Source organism: Caldicoprobacter sp., from assembly GCF_047459465.1.
In the GTDB taxonomy this organism is placed as follows: Bacteria; Bacillota; Clostridia; order Caldicoprobacterales; family Caldicoprobacteraceae; genus Caldicoprobacter.
The window spans coordinates 1-20,066 of the sequence record NZ_VSCO01000019.1; the positions used below are offsets into that span (position 1 = coordinate 1).

19 protein-coding genes are annotated in these 20,066 nt (G+C 46.3%); 15 read left to right on the forward strand and 4 right to left on the reverse strand.

All coding sequences use genetic code 11. From position 1 onward, the window contains the following. The coding region (locus FWJ59_RS02415; protein ID WP_414480395.1) for an SDR family NAD(P)-dependent oxidoreductase at positions 1 to 394 on the reverse strand (394 nt) is incomplete at its 3' end. Positions 395 to 768: 374 nt separating this feature from the next. Here FWJ59_RS02415 and FWJ59_RS02420 point away from each other — a divergent pair. The 4 genes from FWJ59_RS02420 to FWJ59_RS02435 all read left to right on the forward strand — a co-directional run bounded on the left by FWJ59_RS02420 (position 769) and on the right by FWJ59_RS02435 (position 7,174). Next, a complete protein-coding gene (locus FWJ59_RS02420) occupies positions 769 to 2,133 on the forward strand; it encodes a dihydrolipoamide acetyltransferase family protein (RefSeq protein ID WP_414480396.1) in 1,365 nt (454 codons plus the stop codon). Positions 2,134 to 2,157: 24 nt separating this feature from the next. Further along, positions 2,158 to 3,528: a dihydrolipoyl dehydrogenase gene (gene lpdA / locus FWJ59_RS02425; RefSeq protein WP_414480397.1), complete on the forward strand. Its 1,371-nt coding sequence runs from the start codon at positions 2,158 to 2,160 to the stop codon at positions 3,526 to 3,528. 16 nt (positions 3,529 to 3,544) lie between these two features. Continuing rightward, the gene (locus FWJ59_RS02430; RefSeq protein ID WP_414480398.1) at positions 3,545 to 6,016 is read left to right on the forward strand and encodes a thiamine pyrophosphate-dependent enzyme; all 2,472 of its coding nucleotides are present in this window, start codon (positions 3,545 to 3,547) and stop codon (positions 6,014 to 6,016) included. 102 nt (positions 6,017 to 6,118) lie between these two features. Continuing rightward, entirely contained in the window at positions 6,119 to 7,174 is a 1,056-nt protein-coding gene (locus FWJ59_RS02435) for a class II aldolase/adducin family protein (protein ID WP_414480399.1), read from the forward strand. 91 nt (positions 7,175 to 7,265) lie between these two features. Here the strand turns inward: FWJ59_RS02435 and FWJ59_RS02440 are convergent, their stop codons facing one another. Then, positions 7,266 to 7,982 (reverse strand): phosphatidic acid phosphatase, encoded by a 717-nt coding sequence (locus FWJ59_RS02440; RefSeq protein ID WP_414480400.1) that lies wholly within the window; start codon positions 7,980 to 7,982, stop codon positions 7,266 to 7,268. A gap of 343 nt (positions 7,983 to 8,325) precedes the next feature. On the opposite strand from FWJ59_RS02440, the gene FWJ59_RS02445 reads away from it, so the two are divergent. The 5 genes from FWJ59_RS02445 to FWJ59_RS02465 all read left to right on the forward strand — a co-directional run bounded on the left by FWJ59_RS02445 (position 8,326) and on the right by FWJ59_RS02465 (position 13,244). Next, complete coding sequence (locus FWJ59_RS02445) at positions 8,326 to 9,051, forward strand: ABC transporter ATP-binding protein (RefSeq protein WP_414480401.1); 726 nt, start codon at positions 8,326 to 8,328, stop codon at positions 9,049 to 9,051. After that, on the forward strand, positions 9,048 to 10,334 hold the full coding sequence (locus FWJ59_RS02450; protein ID WP_414480402.1) for an ABC transporter permease: 1,287 nt from the start codon (positions 9,048 to 9,050) through the stop codon (positions 10,332 to 10,334). Before FWJ59_RS02445 ends, FWJ59_RS02450 begins: the two co-directional genes overlap by 4 nt. A gap of 76 nt (positions 10,335 to 10,410) precedes the next feature. After that, positions 10,411 to 11,070 carry an adenylate kinase family protein gene (locus FWJ59_RS02455; RefSeq protein WP_414480403.1) on the forward strand — a complete coding sequence of 220 codons (660 nt, stop codon included), beginning with the start codon at positions 10,411 to 10,413 and terminating at the stop codon, positions 11,068 to 11,070. A gap of 13 nt (positions 11,071 to 11,083) precedes the next feature. Beyond that, on the forward strand, positions 11,084 to 11,773 hold the full coding sequence (locus FWJ59_RS02460; protein ID WP_414480404.1) for a metallophosphoesterase: 690 nt from the start codon (positions 11,084 to 11,086) through the stop codon (positions 11,771 to 11,773). Positions 11,774 to 11,978: 205 nt separating this feature from the next. Next, a complete protein-coding gene (locus FWJ59_RS02465) occupies positions 11,979 to 13,244 on the forward strand; it encodes a peptidoglycan-binding protein (RefSeq protein WP_414480405.1) in 1,266 nt (421 codons plus the stop codon). A gap of 79 nt (positions 13,245 to 13,323) precedes the next feature. Here the strand turns inward: FWJ59_RS02465 and FWJ59_RS02470 are convergent, their stop codons facing one another. Further along, positions 13,324 to 14,079, reverse strand: coding sequence for a TIGR03915 family putative DNA repair protein (locus FWJ59_RS02470; protein ID WP_414480406.1), 756 nt, complete (start codon positions 14,077 to 14,079; stop codon positions 13,324 to 13,326). 1 nt (position 14,080) lies between these two features. Continuing rightward, positions 14,081 to 15,391 carry a putative DNA modification/repair radical SAM protein gene (locus FWJ59_RS02475; RefSeq protein WP_414480407.1) on the reverse strand — a complete coding sequence of 437 codons (1,311 nt, stop codon included), beginning with the start codon at positions 15,389 to 15,391 and terminating at the stop codon, positions 14,081 to 14,083. A gap of 334 nt (positions 15,392 to 15,725) precedes the next feature. Between FWJ59_RS02475 and infC the strand changes: the two genes are divergently transcribed. The 6 genes from infC (at position 15,726) to FWJ59_RS02505 (ending at position 19,987) form a co-directional block, all read left to right on the forward strand. After that, positions 15,726 to 16,220 carry a translation initiation factor IF-3 gene (infC, locus tag FWJ59_RS02480; protein ID WP_414480408.1) on the forward strand — a complete coding sequence of 165 codons (495 nt, stop codon included), beginning with the start codon at positions 15,726 to 15,728 and terminating at the stop codon, positions 16,218 to 16,220. 63 nt (positions 16,221 to 16,283) lie between these two features. Next, positions 16,284 to 16,481, forward strand: coding sequence for a 50S ribosomal protein L35 (gene rpmI, locus FWJ59_RS02485; RefSeq protein WP_414480409.1), 198 nt, complete (start codon positions 16,284 to 16,286; stop codon positions 16,479 to 16,481). Positions 16,482 to 16,502: 21 nt separating this feature from the next. Further along, positions 16,503 to 16,862 (forward strand): 50S ribosomal protein L20, encoded by a 360-nt coding sequence (gene rplT / locus FWJ59_RS02490; protein WP_414480410.1) that lies wholly within the window; start codon positions 16,503 to 16,505, stop codon positions 16,860 to 16,862. 285 nt (positions 16,863 to 17,147) lie between these two features. Beyond that, the gene (locus FWJ59_RS02495) at positions 17,148 to 18,491 is read left to right on the forward strand and encodes a TrkH family potassium uptake protein (protein ID WP_414480413.1); all 1,344 of its coding nucleotides are present in this window, start codon (positions 17,148 to 17,150) and stop codon (positions 18,489 to 18,491) included. 14 nt (positions 18,492 to 18,505) lie between these two features. After that, positions 18,506 to 19,165 carry a potassium channel family protein gene (locus tag FWJ59_RS02500; RefSeq protein ID WP_414480411.1) on the forward strand — a complete coding sequence of 220 codons (660 nt, stop codon included), beginning with the start codon at positions 18,506 to 18,508 and terminating at the stop codon, positions 19,163 to 19,165. A gap of 6 nt (positions 19,166 to 19,171) precedes the next feature. After that, a complete protein-coding gene (locus FWJ59_RS02505; protein WP_414480412.1) occupies positions 19,172 to 19,987 on the forward strand; it encodes a TrmH family RNA methyltransferase in 816 nt (271 codons plus the stop codon). Positions 19,988 to 20,066: the final 79 nt, after the last annotated feature.

Sequence of the window (20,066 nt, forward strand, 5' to 3'; positions counted from 1 at the left end):
GTTTTATCATGATGGGTACTACGGCCTTGGCGCTGTTGAAATAGCCTATGAGGTTTACGTCTATCACCTTTCGCCATTCTTCAGTGGTGAATTCGTCGATACCCTTAGCAATGAGTATACCGGCATTGCTTACCAGCAGATCTATCCTTCCGTATTTTTCAACGGTTACGCGTGCCATCTCTTCACATTCATCGTATTTTGTCACATCCACCTTTATGGCAATGGCGTCATTGAGGTCGGCGGCCACCTTTTGTGCTGCTTCAAAATTGATATCGGTTACTACCACTTTAGCTCCCTCGGCGTTTAGACGCCTGGCTATGGCTTCTCCTAACCCTTGACCGGCACCGGTTACAATGGCAATTTGGCCTTCTAATCGGCGGCATTTATATTCCATACATATCATCCCTTTCTGATAAATTTAACATGAAGATTACACAATTCTCCTAATTATTATACAATCTAAATAACACTTAATCAACAATGAAAAAGCTCATTTTAAAAGTAAGTTGGAGTTGTTGACAAGAAAAAACTGCTCTGTTAAAATGAAATAAAGGGGTTTTAATTAGCAGAGTTGATGTTAAAAATATGTTATATTTGTTTTTTTAAATGTAAAATATAAGATCAAATTCAACATCATAAGAACAGTTTCGAACATCTTTTTATTTTTGTTGTTAGCAACGGGACATCGGAGTGTGGCATGTATATAAAAATGGTAAAGGGTTACTATAGCCATGAAAGCTTAGAATAAGGAAGAGGGGAGATATTAGAATGGCTACGCCGGTAATTATGCCTCGGCAGGGGCAAACAGTTGAAAGTTGCATCATAACCAAGTGGCACAAGAAGAAGGGGGATAAGGTAAAGGTAGGCGACCTGCTGTTCTCCTACGAGACCGATAAAGCGGCTTTTGACGAAGAGGCAAAGGTAGAGGGTACGCTGTTGGAGATCTACTTTGATGAGGGGGATGATGTGCCGGTCCTTGCCACCGTTTGCGTCATTGGCCAGGAGGGCGAGGACATCTCCGAGTTTCTGCCAAGTGATGCCTCGGCTGAGGAGGAAGTGGTATCTGAAGGGCAGCAATCGGTAGCCGAAAGCCAAGGCGGAACGGATATAGAAAGCGGCGCTGTAGTACCAGAAGGCGATAGTATAAAGATCAGTCCAAGGGCCCGTAATCTTGCTGAAAGAGTGGGAGTTGATTATCGGCAAGCTACTCCTACGGGGCCCCATGGCAGGATAATTGAAAGGGATATAAGGCAGCTTATGGATAAAGGCCAATTGGTGACGCCTGCCGCTAGAGAGCAATATATGGGCACCGATGGTATGCTGATAGGCGGTACGGGAATAGGAGGAAGAGTCACCACAGCTGATCTCGAGAGCGTAAAGGGTCAAGCTCATTACGAGGTGCCGCAGCTTCCTGTTCAAGGGGTTAAGGCTGGAGAAGCTGACTACGAAGAGGTAAAGCTGAGCAACATAAGAAAGGTCATTGCCAATGCCATGCACCAGTCGCTGGCCAATACCGCACAGCTCACCATACATATCTCATTTGACGCCACTGAAATACTGGCCTTTAGAAATAAGGTAAAGGAGTATGGAGAGCGCCTGGGATTGGCAAACATTACGCTCAACGATATCATACTCTACGCGGTATCCAGGACGCTGCTTAAGCATAAAGCTTTAAATGCCCATTTCCTGGGTGATAAAATGCTCCTTTTCAACCATGTCCATCTGGGAGTTGCGGTGGATACCGAGCGCGGACTCATGGTACCTACCATTTACAATGCAGATACCAAATCCTTGGACGAGATATCCAGAGAAGCCAAGGAGCTGGTGGAGGCCTGCAGGAAGGGCAGCATAAATCCCGATTATCTGAAGGGTGGTACCTTTACGGTTACCAACCTTGGATCGCTGGGAGTGGAGTTCTTTACCCCCATACTCAACCCACCGCAGACCGGCATTTTAGGAGTAAATACCATAGTGCAGCGGGTAAAAGAGGTGGACGGCAAGATAATCACCTATCCGTCCATGGGACTGTCGCTGACCTTTGACCACAGGGCGGTGGATGGCGCTCCTGCCGCAAGGTTCTTGCAGGACCTTAAAACCAATTTGGAGAACTTCAGCGTATTCTTAGCAAAATAAGTTAAAAGGGAAAGGTGAAAAGGAATGATATATGATCTCATTGTGATAGGTGGTGGGCCGGCAGGCTATTTGGGTGCCGAAAGGGCAGGCCATGCTGGCCTTAAAACGCTTCTTATTGAGGAAAGGTTCTTGGGCGGCGTCTGTCTGAACGAAGGGTGCATTCCATCCAAGACGCTGCTTCATTCGGCTAAAATATACGATTATGCAAGGTTTGGCGAAAAGTACGGCGTTACAGCCAAGGACGTGCTTTTGGATCATGGTACTGTAATAGCCAGAAAGAACAAGGTGGTTAAGACGCTGGTGGCGGGCATACGCTCCCAGCTCAAGGCCAACCACGTGGACATAGTGGAAGGCCATGCATGTATAGGTTCCAGGACAACCGAGGGCTATACCGTAAAGGTGGGCAGCGATACTTTCATTGGCAGAAGGCTGCTAATTGCCACGGGATCGGTGCCCGTCATTCCGCCAATACCGGGTGCAAGGGAAGGGGTGGAGAGGGGATACGTCCTTACCAACCGGGAGATACTCGATATACCACAGGTGCCTGACTCCTTGGTCATCATAGGAGGTGGGGTAATAGGCCTGGAAATGGCCTCATACTTCAATTCGGCCGGAAGCAAGGTGACCATCATCGAGATGCTGGAACACATCGGAGGCAGCATAGATGGGGAGATTTCGCAGATCCTGCTCAAAAATTATCAAAAGAAGGGAATAGAGTTTAAGCTCAATTCCAGAGTGGTGGAGATACGTGAAGGGGCTGTGGTTTACGAGCGCGATGGCAAGAGGGAGGTCGTTGAGGCTGACAAGGTGTTGATGAGCGTGGGGCGAAGGCCGGCCGTTGAAGGAATAGGCCTGGAGAATATCGGCGTCGAGGTTGAAAAGGGTGCCATAAAGGTCGACGACAGGGGAAAGACCAACGTGCCGGAAGTGTACGCTGCTGGCGACGTGAACGGCCGTTATATGCTGGCTCACACGGCCTACAGGGAGGCAGAGGTCTGCGTAAACAACATGCTGGGAAAGAAGGACATAGTACGCTATAACGCCATACCGTCCGTGATATACACCAACCCCGAGGTCGTTTCGGTGGGCGAGACCGAGGAGAGCGCAAAGCGGAAAGGCATAGACTTTGAAGTTGCCAAGGTTTCTATGCGGTATAGCGGCAGGTACGTGGCCGAGAATGAAGGAGGAGACGGAATATGTAAGGTGCTCATCAATAAGAAGTACAGGAACGTGATTGGCGTACACATGATAGGCAATTATTCTTCTGAGATCATCTACGGCGCTGGCTTGATGATAGAAGCCGAGATGCGCGTAAAAGACATAAAAGAGCTGGTGTTCCCCCATCCAACGGTGTCGGAGGTCATAAGGGAATGCATCTTTCAATTTAAAGATTGAGAAGGGAGAGGTTTAAATGCCCAAGCAGCTTTTTGTAAATCCAGACGAAGTGAGGAAAAGCGGGTGGATCAAATTTCAGGATATACCCGTAAATCAATATAATAAGACCATTGAAGAAGAGAAAGCCAACTACACTGTTGAGGATTTCGTGCGGATTTATAGGGATATGGTCATCATCCGCGAGTTTGAGACCTTGCTTCAATTAGTTAAGACTACAGGGGAGTATAACGGTGTTTCTTATGATTATCCCGGCCCGGCGCACCTTTCCATTGGCCAAGAGGCGGCAGCGGTGGGCCAGGCATTTCATCTGGACAAGGACGATTTCATATTTGGTTCGCACAGGAGCCATGGAGAGATCATAGCCAAGGGGCTTTCGGCCATAGAGAAGATGGCGGATGATGAACTGATGGACATAATGAAAAAGTTCTGGGATGGCAGGATACTCAAGGTAGTAGAGGAAAGCAAGAGGGATTATAGTAGCGTAAAGGAGCTGGCTATGGACTTCCTGCTGTATGGCGCACTGGCCGAGATATTTGGACGGGAGACCGGCTTTAACAAAGGGCTGGGCGGTTCCATGCATGCTTTCTTTACGCCTTTTGGCATTTATCCCAACAATGCCATCGTGGGCGGCTCGGCGGGCATCGCCATGGGAGCGGCGTTGTTTAAAAAGGTTAACCGCAAAAAGGGCATAGTAATAGCCAACATAGGCGATGGCTCCATGGGATGTGGTCCGGTATGGGAGGCCATGAACATGGCGGCCATGGATCAGTTCAAGTATCTGTGGGAGGAAGGTTATAGGGGTGGACTGCCCATAATATTCAATTTCTTCAATAACCACTACGGCATGGGCGGTCAAACCTGTGGCGAGACCATGGCTTATCAGATGTTGGCCAGAGTGGGCGCCGGCATAAATCCAGAGCAAATGCATGCCGAGAGGGTGGATGGATACAATCCCCTGGCGGTCATAGATGCCATCAAGAGGAAGAAGCAACTCTTGCTGGAGAACAAAGGGCCGGTGCTGTTGGACGTGGTCACATATAGGTTCTGCGGCCACTCACCTTCCGATGCTTCCACTTATAGGACTAGCGAAGAGGTGGAGATATGGAAGCGGCATGATTCAATAGTGACTTATAGGAAACAGATTATCGATGCTGGTATAGCTACACAGGAGCAACTGGATGCCATTTTGGATGATGTGAAGCAGCGCCTCGATAGGATTTACAGGTTGGCCATAGATGATGAGAAATCCCCCAGGATGAACCTCGTGGCAAATCCCGATGCCATAGCTAGCGTGATGTTTTCCAATCAAAGGATAGAAAAGATGGAGGACAGGGAATGCGAGGTCTTAATCCCCAAGGAAGAGAATCCGAGGGTGCAGCAAATAAAGAAAAAGGTAAGGGTAGCTATTCAAGATGGGAAGCCGGTTCCCAAGAGCAGGGTCTATCAGCTCCGTGACGCTATATTTGAGGCAATCTTGGATAAGTTCTACGTTGACCCGACCTTAATCGCATACGGAGAGGATAATCGCGACTGGGGCGGGGCCTTTGCGGTGTACCGGGGGCTGACCGAGTCTTTGCCCTATCACAGGCTGTTTAACGCGCCCATATCCGAGGCTGCCATTGTGGCTTCTGCGGTGGGGTATGCCATGTGCGGAGGCAGGGTGGTGGTTGAGTTGATGTACGCCGATTTCATGGGAAGAGCGGGAGATGAGATATTCAACCAGCTGGCAAAGTGGCAGGCCATGAGCGCGGGGCTTTTGAAGATGCCGGTGGTGCTAAGGGTATCGGTAGGTTCCAAATACGGGGCTCAGCACTCGCAGGACTGGACCTCCCTTGTGGCTCATATACCTGGCCTTAAGGTGGTCTTCCCAGCAACGCCTTATGATGCCAAAGGCCTCATGAACAGCGCTTTGATGGGAACCGATCCTGTGGTGTTCTTTGAGAGCCAGAGGATATACGATGTGGGTGAGATGTTCCATCCGGGAGGCGTGCCTGAAGGATATTATGAGGTACCCATTGGCGAGCCTGATATAAAGAAAGAGGGTAAAGATATCACCATCCTGACGGCAGGAGCAATGCTGTACAGGGCACTGGAGGCAGCCAAGATTTTGGAGACCAAGTACGGAATGTCAGCTGAGATCATTGATGCGAGAAGTATCGTGCCCTTTAACTATGAGAAGGTGATCGAATCGGTTAAGAAGACCGGCAAGATAGTCATTACCGGCGATGCCTGCGAAAGATCTTCTTACCTCAAAGAGTTTGCTCAGAATATCACCGAGCTGGCCTTCGATTATCTGGATGCGCCTCCAGTGGTGGTGGGAGCTAGAAACTGGATCACTCCTGCCCATGAGCTGGAGAGGTTCTTCTTCCCGCAACCTGAGTGGATAATCGATGCCATCCATGAAAAGATAGTGCCCCTTAAAGGGCACGTGCCCAGCAACAACTTTACTGCCAATGAGCAGCTGCGCAGAGCTCGTTTAGGAGTGTGAAGCAGAGGCCTCTGATGGTTTTAATGAAAGGCGAGCTTGTATGCTGACCGGCAATTTGTTACAATATAGTCATTGAGATGAACGGTAAAGGAAGGGATAGCGTTGTTAAAAGAGGCATTGAAGGATTTAGAGATGATATCCAAAGCGGTGGGGATTTATCCTGATCTGGTGCAGGGTGGAGGCGGCAATACGTCGGTTAAAATAGACCAGGAGCTCATGGCCATTAAGGCGTCGGGTTATAGGCTAGATCAGGTGACCGAGAGGGATGGGTTTGCCATAGTCAATTACCGAAACATTGTAGAGTACTTCAATACCGCCGATATAGCATCCGATGTGGATTATGAAAAGGTAGGGGCTGACCTGTTGAAGCAGAATACCGTACAGTTGGAGGGGTATAAGGCTTTAAGGCCATCGGTTGAGACGGGCTTCCACTCGATACTCAAAAAATATGTCGTTCATACCCATCCTGTTTATGCCAATATACTTTGCTGCGCTAAAGAGGGCGAGCAGCTTATAGAGGATATCTTCAATTCAAAAGGGTTGCACTGCGTGTGGATCTCTTATATCATGCCAGGGTTTCGGTTGACCCTGAAGATAAAGGATATCATTCAGAAGTACGTGAATGAGCATGGCGCATTCCCGCAGGTGATGTTCATGCAAAACCATGGCCTCATAGTGACAGCGGATGATGCTCGGGAATGCATAGATCTCCATGAAACGGTCAATGGCATGATAAAGGATTATTTCCATATTTCTGCGCCCTATCCCGAAATAAAGCTGGAGAAGGTGGATGATTCCGAATTTATCGGTAGGACGGAATTTGTGCGGGATTTTATCAAGAGCAATCCCGTAGACATGGAATTTTTCAAGAAGGCGCTGTATCCTGACCAGATAGTCTACCTTGACCATGAGCAGATAGCCGTGGATGGGACCGATAATAAGATCAATATAGATACCCGTACAGGAGAGGTGGTGTACAAGGCTGGATACATCGAAGCCAGGACCATGGAGGAGACTTTGACCGCTTGCCTCTATGTCGTACACCATATACGGCAAAACGGCCTTGAAGTTAAAGCGATGGCTGAGGAAGAGATCTATAGGATAAAGAATTGGGGTGCGGAAAAATACAGGAAGAAGATGGTCAGCGAGGCAAAATAAGGGGGATATAATCCCCCTTATTTTATGCTTATTTGCGAAGCTTTGTTTTGAATCTACCTTCTTTAATAAATTTAAAACTAGTTTATCTATTTTATCTATGCGCTATTCTAGAGAAAAAACCTCTTTTGATGTCAAGGGAGACCAAGTCTTTGCTGAATACCCACTTTGGTATCTGGTATATTGCTATATAAAAGGCCGTAGCCAGCAAAACGCTCCACATTACATCCTTAATGGAGTGCTGTTTTATAAGCACTGTAGAAGCGCTTATGATTATCATGCATATGAAGGATGCTAGCCGCCAATGCCTTTTTTCTCTAAATTGGTGGCAGTTGACCAGGGCCACGTGTACTGCTATCGAGTTGAAGACATGGATGCTGGGCGCCACGTTGGTAGGGGTATCAGTGGCGTATATGTACTTTATCATCCTTGAGAATACATCGTTTTCGGTGATGATTGGCCTCAAGTTCTGCCCGTTGGGGAATAAGAGATACAGCACATAGCACAGATACATGCCCCCAAACATATATAGGCACAGCTTGTAGAAATCCTTTTTGGATACCACCGCCAGGTACAGAAATCCAAGAGCCATGTATATAAACCAGAAGAGGTAGGGTACCACAAAGTATTTTACAAATGGTATGTAATCATCAATCGGCGAATACATATAGTATTTAGGTCGTACGGTGCGCTCGCAATATTGAAACCATATCTGGGCAAATCCATAAAGCGACACCAGCGAAAGATGTTTGTACTTCCATATTAGTTCTTTTAACTCGCCATTCGATTTTAGAGTTTGAAGCCTCATCATTTGCGAAAAACCTCCCAGCCTTTTGTCCAAAGCAAGCCCTACTGTTTTCTTACATGATTATACTAAAAAATCTATGGTATTTATCTTAAGAATTTATTAAGATTTGCCCATCAGATTCTAACCCATAAGATTCTAACTTTTGTGTAAGGCTTTGTAGACAACAAAAATAAATATGCCGGCAAGCGTATACTAGCAAACAGGAGAAACCTGCAATAAAACCACAGGCGTAAAAGTGGCAGAGAATTTCCAAAAATTTTATATATTTCTCATAGACTTAATTCTAATGTTTTGTTAAACTAATAGTGAAAATGTAACTCTAACGTTTGTGAGGGGGATGAATATATTGGGTGACGTAATTCTCAAAGTAAGCGGTTTAAAGAAGAATTACGGCAAAGTTGAGGCCTTAAAAGGGATTGATTTTGAAGTGAAAAAGGGTGAAATATTTGCTTTAATTGGGCCCAATGGCGCGGGTAAGACTACCACCCTCCGGATTGTGGCCACCCTTCTTACGCCTACCGATGGAAAGGTCGAATTCATGGGCTATGATTTGAAAAAGAATCCCGACAAGATAAGGGAGGGGATTACCTATCTCCCGGAGGAAGCCGGGGCATATAAAAATCTTACCGGGCTTGATTATCTTAAATTCATGGCAAGCTTTTATGCCGAAAGTCCGAGAGATGTAGATATATACATTGAAAGGGCCATGAGCATTATAGGCTTTAAAGACAGGTTAAAAGACAAAGTGGGCACGTACAGCAAAGGTATGATCAGAAAGCTCCTGTTGGCCAGGGCGCTCATGACCAAGCCCAAACTTGCCATACTCGATGAACCCACTTCTGGGCTGGATGTAATTAACTCCCTGGAGGTAAGGGAAGTCATAAAGGAATTTGTAAAGGAAGGAGTTTCGGTGCTTCTTTCATCCCATAACATGCTGGAGATCGATTTTCTGTCAGACAGGGTGGCAATTATTGACAAAGGCAGAATATTGGAAATTGGAGAGCCTAAGGCGTTGAAGCAAAAATATTCTGCAGAAAATCTGGAAGAGGTGTTTAGGAGGCTGGTACAATGAGAAAGTTTTTAAACTTATTGAAAAAAGAAATAAAGGAATTGATAACCTTGCAGCTGGTCATTTCCTTGCTGTTTACCGTGACGCTGTTCTATTTCATAGGATCTATCGTCCAGTCAGAAGTGAAGAAGATAGAAGAGAAACGGGGAATATATGTGTTAAATTTGGATGATTCCCAGGAATCTAAAATTCTTCTTGATGGCTTGTCGCATGCTGGCTTTGAAGTAAACATTTTAGACGAAGAAGATAAAGATAAAGCTATAGAATATGCTAAAAACAGCGATATAAATTTGCTCATCGTTATCCCTGAGGGTTTTGGCCAAGCGGCATCTGAATTCCAGTTTAAGGATATAGAAGCCTACTCCTTTATCCGCAGTTTTTCTATGGGCGGTTCGGTAAACGCTGCGGTAGTAGATCAGGTAATCTCCCAGATAAACGAAATTATTTCAAATAACTTTTTGAAGGCCAATTTCCCAGACCTCAATCCGGAAGATATAAAAAATCCCATACAGAGCAAGGGGTTCGTTGTGGTAAAAGACGTTGTGGCCGAGGGGTCGGCTTCCGAGGTTAGCAGCATCGTATACTCGCAATCCATATTCATTCCTGTCATTCTGATGATGGTCATCGTATTTTCTTCCCAGATGGTATTGTCAGCCATGGCAATGGAAAAGCAGGATAAAACTTTGGAGACTCTGCTTACTGTACCTGTAAGCAGAAAGCAAATAGCCATTGCCAAAATGGTGGCATCGGGTTTGGTGGGATTGCTCTCTGCGGTGATATATATGTTGGGCTTCAGGTATTATATGAATGGCCTGATGGGGGACATTACCACAAGCAACCAGCTGAATGACCTCATACAGAGGTTGGGACTACAGTATACTTCGGCAGATTATGCTTTGCTGGGTATATCCATCTTCTTTGCTATACTGTGTGCGCTGGGCCTAACTATCATTTTGGGGGTAATGGTAGAAAACTTAAAGAGCGCTCAGACCATGATACTGCCCCTCACCTTTCTGGTGATGCTCCCGTATTTTATCTCCATGTTTTCGGATATAAACTCTTTGTCTCTGCCCATTAGGGTTTTGGTGATGCTTATACCCTTTAGCCATCCCTTTATAGCATCGCAGAACATACTTCTCAGAAACTACGATGTGGTGTTTTACGGCATCGCTTATATGTTGGTCGTCTTCGTAATTTTGATATTCATATGCGGCAGGATATTTTCTACAGATAAAGTATTAACTATGAAATTAAGATTTGGTAAAAAGAATTTGCTAGATAGATAAATTAAAAATTACAAAAGGAAGGAATAATAAGCAGCAGGGAAGATGAGTTTGGTCATAGCAAGGAAGGAGGAATGCCATGAACATCGTACTGCTCGGTCCACCTGGCAGTGGCAAAGGGACGCAGGGACAGTTGCTGGCACAAACTTTTGGTTTGGTTCAATTGTCTACCGGAGATTTGTTTCGCCAGATACTGCAGGATCCCAGCCATCCTTTGTATGATAGTTTACAGGTCATTAAAGAAGGTAAACTGGTGTCTGATGAAATTGTAAATGCCGTGGTAGAAGACGCATTGATAAAGCTAAAGGACGCAAAAGGCGTAATATTTGACGGTTTTCCTAGAACCGTTGCCCAGGCAGAGGCGCTAGATAGAATGCTGAATTCGATGGGCAAAAAAGTTGAGGTAGTGCTTGATTTCGACGTAACGAAGGATGTGCTTTTGCACAGGTTGTTGGGCAGGAGAGTTTGCAGTAGTTGTAAGAGGGTGTTTCATATAAAGCAAGGATATACAGAGTGTCCTGAATGCCAAGGACAGCTAACTATAAGGGAAGATGATAACGAGGAAGTAATAATTAAGCGATTTGGTGAATATAACCAAAAAAGCGCTGGTGTTAAAGAGTATTATCTCAATGCCGACTGTGCTTACATACGCCTGTTTGTGGATGACCCTGATATTTCCGCTGAAGAGGTAAATAAATGGATAATCCAAGAGCTGAGCAAAAGGGGGCTAGTGCAATAAGGAGAAATGACAAATGAGAGTCTTTGCAATTGGTGACCTTCACTTATCGGAAGCCAATCCCAAACCTATGGATGTTTTTGGGGAGCATTGGTTCCAGCACTGGGAGAGGATAAAGAGCAATTGGATAAACAAGGTGGGAGAACAGGATGTAGTGCTCATCCCCGGCGATATAAGCTGGGCTATGAAGTTAGAGGAGGCAAAACCAGATTTGGATAGCATTGGGCAGCTGCCCGGACGAAAGGTCATAATACGGGGGAACCACGATTACTGGTGGTCTTCCATATCTAAAGTGAGGAAGATGCTTCCCTATAATATGTTTGCCATACAGAATGATAACGTGGTTATCGATGATATTGCCTTTTGCGGTACCAGGGGATGGGCGGTCTTGGAAGGGCGGGAAGGAACGCAGCATGACATCAAGATATTTAACAGGGAACTTAATAGGCTTAAATTATCGCTGGACAGCGCCAGGGATGCCAGAGAAATAGTGGTGATGCTTCATTATCCTCCTTTTGACGAGATGGGAAATGAAAATGACATGGCCAAGCTGATTCGAAAATATCCCGTGAAACACGTGGTATTTGGCCATCTCCATGGTGCAAGCTTAAACAGCGTGGTAGAGGGAGAGATAAATGGCATTACCTATCATCTGGTCTCTTGCGACTATTTGAATTTTGACCTCAAACTGATAATGGAAAGATGAGAAATGGGGAGCCGTGAGCTCCCCATATTATATTGATGTTTATGATGTTTATATAAAATATTAAGTATACGAAAATAATATGTAACATTTTTGTAATATTTTAGGAATTTGCGGTTACACCCCTCTATAGGGAAATTGTCGAAATTTGAGATGAAAGTGGACAAGGTATATAATTTGATTAAAGGGGAGAAGGGGGGTGAACCGTGTGCCTAAAAGGACGATTTGTCTTTTGTGTTTGGCTTTTGCTCTTGTAGTGGGATTATTAGCCTTTGTTTTTCCCGCAAGGGCGCATGCTCAGGGAACTTTGCTCAAGTTGGGTAGCAGAGGGCCTGAGGTTGAGATGTTGCAGCAAGCGTTAATAAAACAAGGTTTTCTATCGGGAAAAGCCGATGGGATATTTGGGCCTGTAACCCGGGCAGCTGTGATAGCCTTCCAGAAGGCCAAGGGGCTGGCTCCCGATGGCATTGTTGGCCCCAAGACTTTAAACGCGCTGTATGGCAGTGCGGCTTCTTCAGGAGGCAGTTCTTCTGATAAACAGTCCAACAGAGGGGCGACCATATCGAGGACTTTAAGGTTAGGGGATAGAGGCCAGGACGTAGCAATTCTTCAGGACCTGTTGAACAGGCTCGGCTTTAACTGCGGAAAGGTCGATGGGATATTTGGTGCCGCTACTCATGCCGCTGTTGTGGCATTTCAAAAGAAAAATAGCTTGACACCTGATGGCATCGTCGGCCCTAAGACGCTAGCAGCGCTACTCAACCGGGATGCCTCTACGGAAGAAAATCGTTTCCCAAGTTTGCCTGAAGAAGAGCCCAGCAGAGGTGCCGATATTTCGAGGACATTGCGGCTGGGCGACAGGGGAGAAGACGTAGCCATTTTGCAGAAGCGGTTAAATGAGCTTAACTTTAACTGCGGTAAAGCGGATGGCATTTTCGGCCTTGCTACTTTAAATGCCGTAAAGGCGTTTCAAAAAGCCAACGGACTTACGGTCGATGGCATCGTAGGGAAGGCTACCATCGCCAAGCTGTACAGCTCCGACGTGGTGACGGGCGATAAACAAGCTGGTCAAGGTGACGCCTCGCATGATGCAAAAGCCGATGAGATTATAGCTTTTGCTATGGGGTACATAGGCAGACCTTATGTGTATGGCGCTTCCGGCCCTGATTCATTTGACTGTTCGGGCTTTACTACTTTCGTATACGGGCATTTCGGCATTTCCCTTAAGCGAACAGCCTGGGACCAGGGCAATGATTCCAGCTTTGCCAGGCTATCGCAGCAGCAGCTTAGCAAGGGAGATCTGGTGTTTTTTGATACCAGCACGTCGAGCAATACCAGATATCATGTTGGAATATATATAGGGGGCGGTCAGTTTATCCACGCATCTTCAGCTGCAGGAGAGGTTAGAATTGATACGCTGAGCTCAGGGTATTATCAACAGAGTTTTAAATGGGGGCTAAGAGTGCTGGATTAACCAGGGGAAAACAACAAGAAGCAGGCTACGGGAAAAAGGCTGTAGCCTGCTTTTTATTTATAATGAAGAGCTAGCAGCTTTAAGCTTTGTCATGTGTGCCCGGTTTTTCAATCAAATGCTTCCAGTAACGTACCGGCATGAACTGTCGCTGGAGCCGCGGGTTGATCCTGCTTTGTATGGCGATGTTTTGAAAGTATTCCTTCCAAAGGGTTTGATAGTCAAACTCTTCCTCGTCCAAGGGAAGGGCTCCACTCAATTCGAAGGGCACGATTATATATTGTCCCTGGCTGTAAAAGGCGGCTATTTTTCTCTTTAAATCGTGTATTATCCAATCATGAGCCGACATGCGCCTTTTAAAATGGGGAACAATTATGCCTAAAATGTTAAAGTCGGGTTCGATAGGGGCGTAAAATATCCCATTTTTGAGCAGCCGGAAGCGCACCAATCCCAGCATTTTTCCCGCTTCTTGGCTCACCTTTTTATGCAAGGCGTGAACCCTAAAGACATACGGGTCTGCCAGAGCCGAATCGACGCTTTTACCCAGCTTAAAGCCCAGTTTGAGGTATCGGTATATGGCTGTTGCAGCATCCGGCGATTCCGAAAGAAAGGCGTACAGCACCTTTTTGGCTGCTGCAAGGGATATCTTGTGTACTATAGCGCTGTATACGCGCTCCGCCTTTTCTTGATCTGCCTTTATGTACACGTGTTGAATAAACAGGTTGTCCTGTATGCTGTCGGAGCTTAGGATTTTTTCGGGATTTTGGTGCCGGTAGTAGGCCTCGTATATGGCCGTTAATAGTCCCTCGAAGCTCCCGTCGTATATGTAATAAACCACCTTACATCTCCCCTGTTATGACGGTGTGGAAGTCCTGGGGTTGAAACAGGTGGGGGTAAAGCGAGGAAAAGGTCAGCTGCTCGCTTGATGGCTTTGCACCGCTTGACTGGCTGGATGAAGGCTTGAGCATTTGATACAGCGTCAGCTCATCTATATTCCTCTCGCCGTAGAATTTGCCGCGGCAGGTTATGAAATGGCGCGCCCTTTTGAGCACAACGCCGAAGCGCTTTAAGGTCTCAAAATCGATGGAGCTGTATCGCCTTGCCGCAATTATGCGCTTGGCAGAGCGTACGCCGATCCCAGGTACCCTCAGCAGCATTTCGTAATCAGCGCTGTTGACCTCCACCGGGAATAGGTGAAGGTTTCGAAGGGCCCAGGCCGATTTAGGATCAATCTCTGTATTGAGCAGCGGTTGGTTTTCGTCCAGCAGCTCATCTGCTTTGAAGCCATAGAACCTCAATAGCCAGTCTGCCTGGTAAAGACGGTGTTCCCGCATAAGAGGAGGACTGCTAATGGCCGGCAAGTTTGGGTGCTGAGTTACAGGCACATACGCCGAATAATATACCCTCTTCAAAGAAAATCGTTTATAGAGGCTTTCAGATAGCTTGAGTATCTTTAAATCATTGTCGGGGGTTGCTCCCACTATGAGCTGCGTAGTCTGGCCGGCGGGAACAAAAAGGGGAGTGCTTTTGTATAATTTTCTCTCTTCCCTTGTTTGAAGTATCTTGGAATGAATGAACTCCATGGGCCTGATGATGGAATCCCTGTTTTTTTGTGGTGCCAGCAGCTGAAGCCCTTGGCTGGAAGGAAGCTCAATGTTGACGCTCAAGCGGTCTACGTATTTGCCAGCTTCGGCTATCAGCAGCGGATCGGCGCCCGGGATGACTTTTAAGTGTATGTATCCGTTGAAGTGATATTGGTTTCGCAGCTTTTTTACCGTTGCAATCAAAAGCTCCATAGTGTAATCCGGATTTTTGTATACGGCCGAGCTTAAAAACAGCCCTTCGATGTAATTTCTCTTGTAGAAGTTTATGGTAAGCTGTGCCACTTCGTCGGGCGTGAATGTGGCCCGTGGCACATCGGCTGTGGCACGATTTACGCAGTACAGACAATTGAAGACACAGCGGTTGGTAAATAGTATCTTTAGCAAGGAGATGCACCGCCCGTCATCCGACCAGCTATGGCAAATCCCGGGCAGGCTGGCATTGCCCAGACCACCAGGCCTGTTTCGCCGTGAGCTTCCGCTGGATGAGCAGGATACGTCGTATTTGGCAGCTGCACCTAGGATCTTTAACTTCGTATGTAAATCCATGATGGAGGGCCTCCTGTTATTTGCTATTGACCGTGTGAGAAGATTTTATCATATTTTGGTTTATATTGCAAACATATGTTTGGGTCATGGTTTTAAAAAATTTTGCATTAAAATGTTTGACAAAGTACGAATTTTTGTGTTAAACTTTATGTTGCCATCAAGTAGAAGCTATCCACTTCTCACCTTCCGGCGCGAGAGGGCTGCCAGGAAGGTTGGTATGGCGGTAAAAGGGTAGTGTGTGAAGGTGCGCTATGGAGATGAGAGTGGGTAGTTTATGCCCGCTCTTTTGTTTTATTAAATTCGGGGGTGAACGAATATCAACAAAAAAGAATTATTGATTAATGAACAGATCAAGGACAGAGAGGTCAGGGTGATCAGCGAGACGGGTGAGCAGCTGGGCATCATGCCCATTGAAAAGGCATTGAGACTTGCCGAAGAGAGGCAGCTGGACTTGGTTAAGATAGCTCCCAAGGCCAATCCACCTGTGTGCAAGATTATGGATTACGGTAAATACCTGTTTGAAATGGCCAAGAAGGAAAAGGAGGCCCGTAAAAACCAGAAGGTCATCAACGTAAAGGAGATACGCCTGTCGGCTTCCATTGAAGACCATGACCTGGGGGTTAAAGCCAGAAACGCCGATAAGTTCCTGAAAGCAGGGGACAAGGTGAAGGTGACCATAAGGTTTAGGGGGAGAGAAATGGCTCACCCTGAGGTAGGTTACGAAGTTATGGAGAAATTTGTATCCATGCTGACGGTGGAAGCTGTGGTAGAGCGCAAGCCCACGTTGGAAGGTAACCACATGATTATGGTACTGGCGCCAAAAGCGTGATTGCGGGCATTGATGGCAGCCAAACAGTAAACAAGGATAAAGCACTGAGAGGAGGAATAAACAATGCCTAAAATTAAGACACATCGTGGAGCAGCCAAGAGATTTCGATTGACAAAAAGTGGCAAGGTAAAGAGGGCTAAGGCGTTCAAGAGCCATCTGCTTACCAAAAAGTCCTCCAAGAGAAAGAGGAATTTGAGAAAAGCTACTTACGTTGCGGCTGTTGAAGCAAAGAAAATAAAGCAGCTGATTCCGTATAAATAAGGCAGTAAAGGAGGGTGTGTTATGGCTAGGGTAAAGAAAGCGCTTAATGCAAGGAAGAAGCATAAGAAGATATTAAAGCTTGCAAAGGGATATTATGGCGCCAAAAGCAGGCAGTTTAGAGCCGCCAATCAGGCAGTGATGAAAGCGCTGGCGTACGCGTATGTTGGCAGGAAGCTAAGGAAGAGGGACTTCCGCAAATTGTGGATTGCCAGGATCAATGCGGCAGCAAGGCAAAATGGCTTGAGCTACAGCCGATTCATAAACGGCCTGCGCAAGGCAGGGATTCAGATAGACAGAAAGATACTGGCGGAGATGGCTGTCAACGATGCAAATGGATTTGCCCAACTAGTCAACATAGCAAAAGAAAAGCTGCATGCATAAGCTTATACCGCAAATGAGATGTTAAGATTTAAAAAGGCCTCATTCAATGAGGTCTTTATGCTTTTTAAGAGGGCTTTATATTTTTTTTGTCGAAATATCAGGCTAAAAAATTGATTTAAAGAGCAAGTTGAGCTATTTATTATAGAAAAGGAGCCCAAAATGTAGCTCTAATTATTAAGCAGCCATTTTATTTGAGGGTTGTTAGGGTGAAACTGCAAAACTGCGTATAAGCCTAAACCTGCAATTGGCAATCTTAAGGACTGGAGGTTAAAATTTTTGGATAAAATGATGAGCAGAAGGGCTATAAGGCTTTTACCAACTCAGGTCTTGGTTTTGGGGTTTGCCTCTATGATCATAATCGGCGCATTATTGCTTTCTCTCCCCGTAGCTTCCAGCACGGGGGAAAGTATAGGCTTTCTCAATGCCCTGTTTGAGGCCACTTCGGCGGTGTGCGTTACCGGCCTTATGGTGGTGGATACCGCTGATGACTTGAGCCTGTTTGGCCAGCTGGTCATAATTACCCTTATTCAAATAGGCGGTTTGGGCTTTATGACCATGGCCACCATGGTATTTTTACTTTTGGGCAAGCGAATCACCTTAAGGGAAAGGGTGATGATACAGGAAGCCCTCAATGAATCTAAATTACAGGGCGTTGTGCGCTTGACCAGGAATATAGTTGGCATGACTTTCCTTATTGAAGGAATCGGTGCTTTAATTCTTGCATTGCGGTTTGTACCGATGTATGGCTGGACAAAAGGGCTGTATTTTAGCATATTTCACGCCATTTCGGCCTTTTGCAATGCGGGTTTTGACCTCATGGGAGGATACAGGAATTTTACAGGATTTACTGATGATTTTATCGTCAATTTTGCAATGATGGGCTTGATCATTTGTGGAGGGCTCGGCTTTTCAGTGCTGCTTGATATTTGTAGAAATAGGCGTTTTAAAAAGTGGTCATTGCATACAAAGGTGGTTGTGTGCGTTACCGCCGCTCTGATTGGGGCAGGGGCTCTTTTCTTTTTTATTGTAGAGTTTAACAACCCTGCTACGCTGGGCGGCCAAAATTGGAAGGGCAAGGTCCTAGGAGCGCTATTTCAATCGGTGACTGCCAGAACTGCAGGTTTCTATACAATTGATCAGGACTCCCTCACCGATGCGTCGAAATTTATGACCATCATCCTGATGTTTATAGGCGCTTCGCCTGCGGGCACGGGAGGAGGAATCAAGACTACCACTGCCAGCGTGATCTTGCTCGCAGTGCTCAACGTGATTAGAGGTAGGCATGATGTGGAGGTTTTTGGCAGAAGGATTTCTTATGCCATTGTCAACAGGGCGCTGGCCATAACGGTGATAAGCTTTATCATGCTGGTCAGCATCACCATGGTATTATCGTTGGTTGAACCCTATGAGTTTGTTGATGTGCTTTTTGAGACGGCTTCTGCCCTGGGAACGGTGGGGCTGGCCACATTCAATAATGCTGATCTAAGCGGTATCAGCAAAATGTTCATCATCATGACCATGTTTGCGGGGAGGGTAGGGCCGTTGACGCTGACGTTGGCTTTAGCAAAGAGAATGGCAGGCGATACCGGCAATGTGAAATACCCTGAAGGCAAGCTAATGGTGGGTTAAAAGGAGGAGTTATTATGAAGAAACAGTTTGCCGTCATTGGAATAGGGCGTTTTGGTTCCAGCGTTGCCAAAACCCTATGCGCCCTGGGCCATGAGGTCCTTGCCATTGATAAGGATCAGGATAGGATACAGGATATAGCCGATTACGTTACTCATGCCGTGCAGGCGGATGCTACAGATGAGGAAACACTGAAATCGCTTGGTATGAGGAATTTTGATGCCGTTGTGATTTCCATAGGAGATGACATACAGGCCAGCATAATGATTGCACTGATGTGCAAGGAAATGGGGGTCAAGTTTGTGGTAGGAAAGGCACAAAATGACCTCCATGCCAAAGTGCTGTACAAAATTGGAGTTGATAAAGTGATATTCCCCGAAAGGGACATGGGCATTAAGATAGCGCACCATTTGGCGTCAACCAATATAATTGATTATATTGAACTGGCATCTGATTATAGCCTGATAGAGATTACCGCCCTTCCCGAATGGATTGGGAAATCGCTCAAGCAGATCAATATGAGGGTCGTGTATGGCCTGAATGTTGTGGCCATAAAGCGCGGAGAGGATGTGCTGATATCACCAAAGGGCGAGGATGTCATCCATGAAGGGGATGTTTTGGTAACCATTGGCAGGAATGACCACATAAAAAGGCTGGAAGATAAAGCGCAGGGATAAAGGGGCGTGGTAGGTTTGCAGGAGTACATCACCAGCCCGCATAACCCTTCCATCAAGCGTATCAAAATGCTTCACCATAAGAAATACAGGGATGTCTACCGGCAGTATTTGGTCGAAGGGGTTAAAATGGTAAAGGAGGCGGTGGAGCAGGGGGAAAGCATCTGGGCTTTGGTGGCAGCACGGGGTTTTGATTTGTTGGGTTTTAAAGAGCAGCTGGATGTGGATATGGACGGACTGAAGGTATTAAGGGTGGAGGACAAACTGTTTTCAAGCATCAGCGATACCCAGACCCCCCAGGGGATCATGGCGGTTGTAAATAAAAAGGAATATAGCCTTGAAGGGCTATTCAGCAAGCCTTCATTTTTCATAGCGGTTTTGGACCAGATAAGGGACCCCGGCAATCTGGGTACCATCATAAGGACATTGGATGCTGCCGGAGGAGATGGGGCAGTCTTGCTTAAAGGCTGCACCGATCCTTATAGCCCTAAAGTAGTACGATCCACCATGGGTTCGATATTCCGGGTGCCCATATATGAGGTGGATGATCATATAGCTTTTTTCAAGGCTCTTATACAAGCCAAGGTCCATATACTGGTCAGCCACCTGCACGGTTCCAACCTCTTTGAATGGCCTGGGGGCTATGATAAAATAGCCCTGGTGATAGGCAATGAATCGGAAGGCGTTCGCCAGGAAATATGCAGGTTTGCTTCCTCGCTGGTAAAGATACCCATGCCAGGGAGTGCCGAATCCCTCAACGCTTCGGTGGCGGCAGGTATACTGATATACGAGGTATTGCGCAAGTCAAGGCAATTGGGGCCTTGAATTTCCTTGAATCTACGAGGGGCATATGATATAATTAGCCTAAGAAAGCCCGTTAAAGGAGATGGGACCAGTGAGGCTG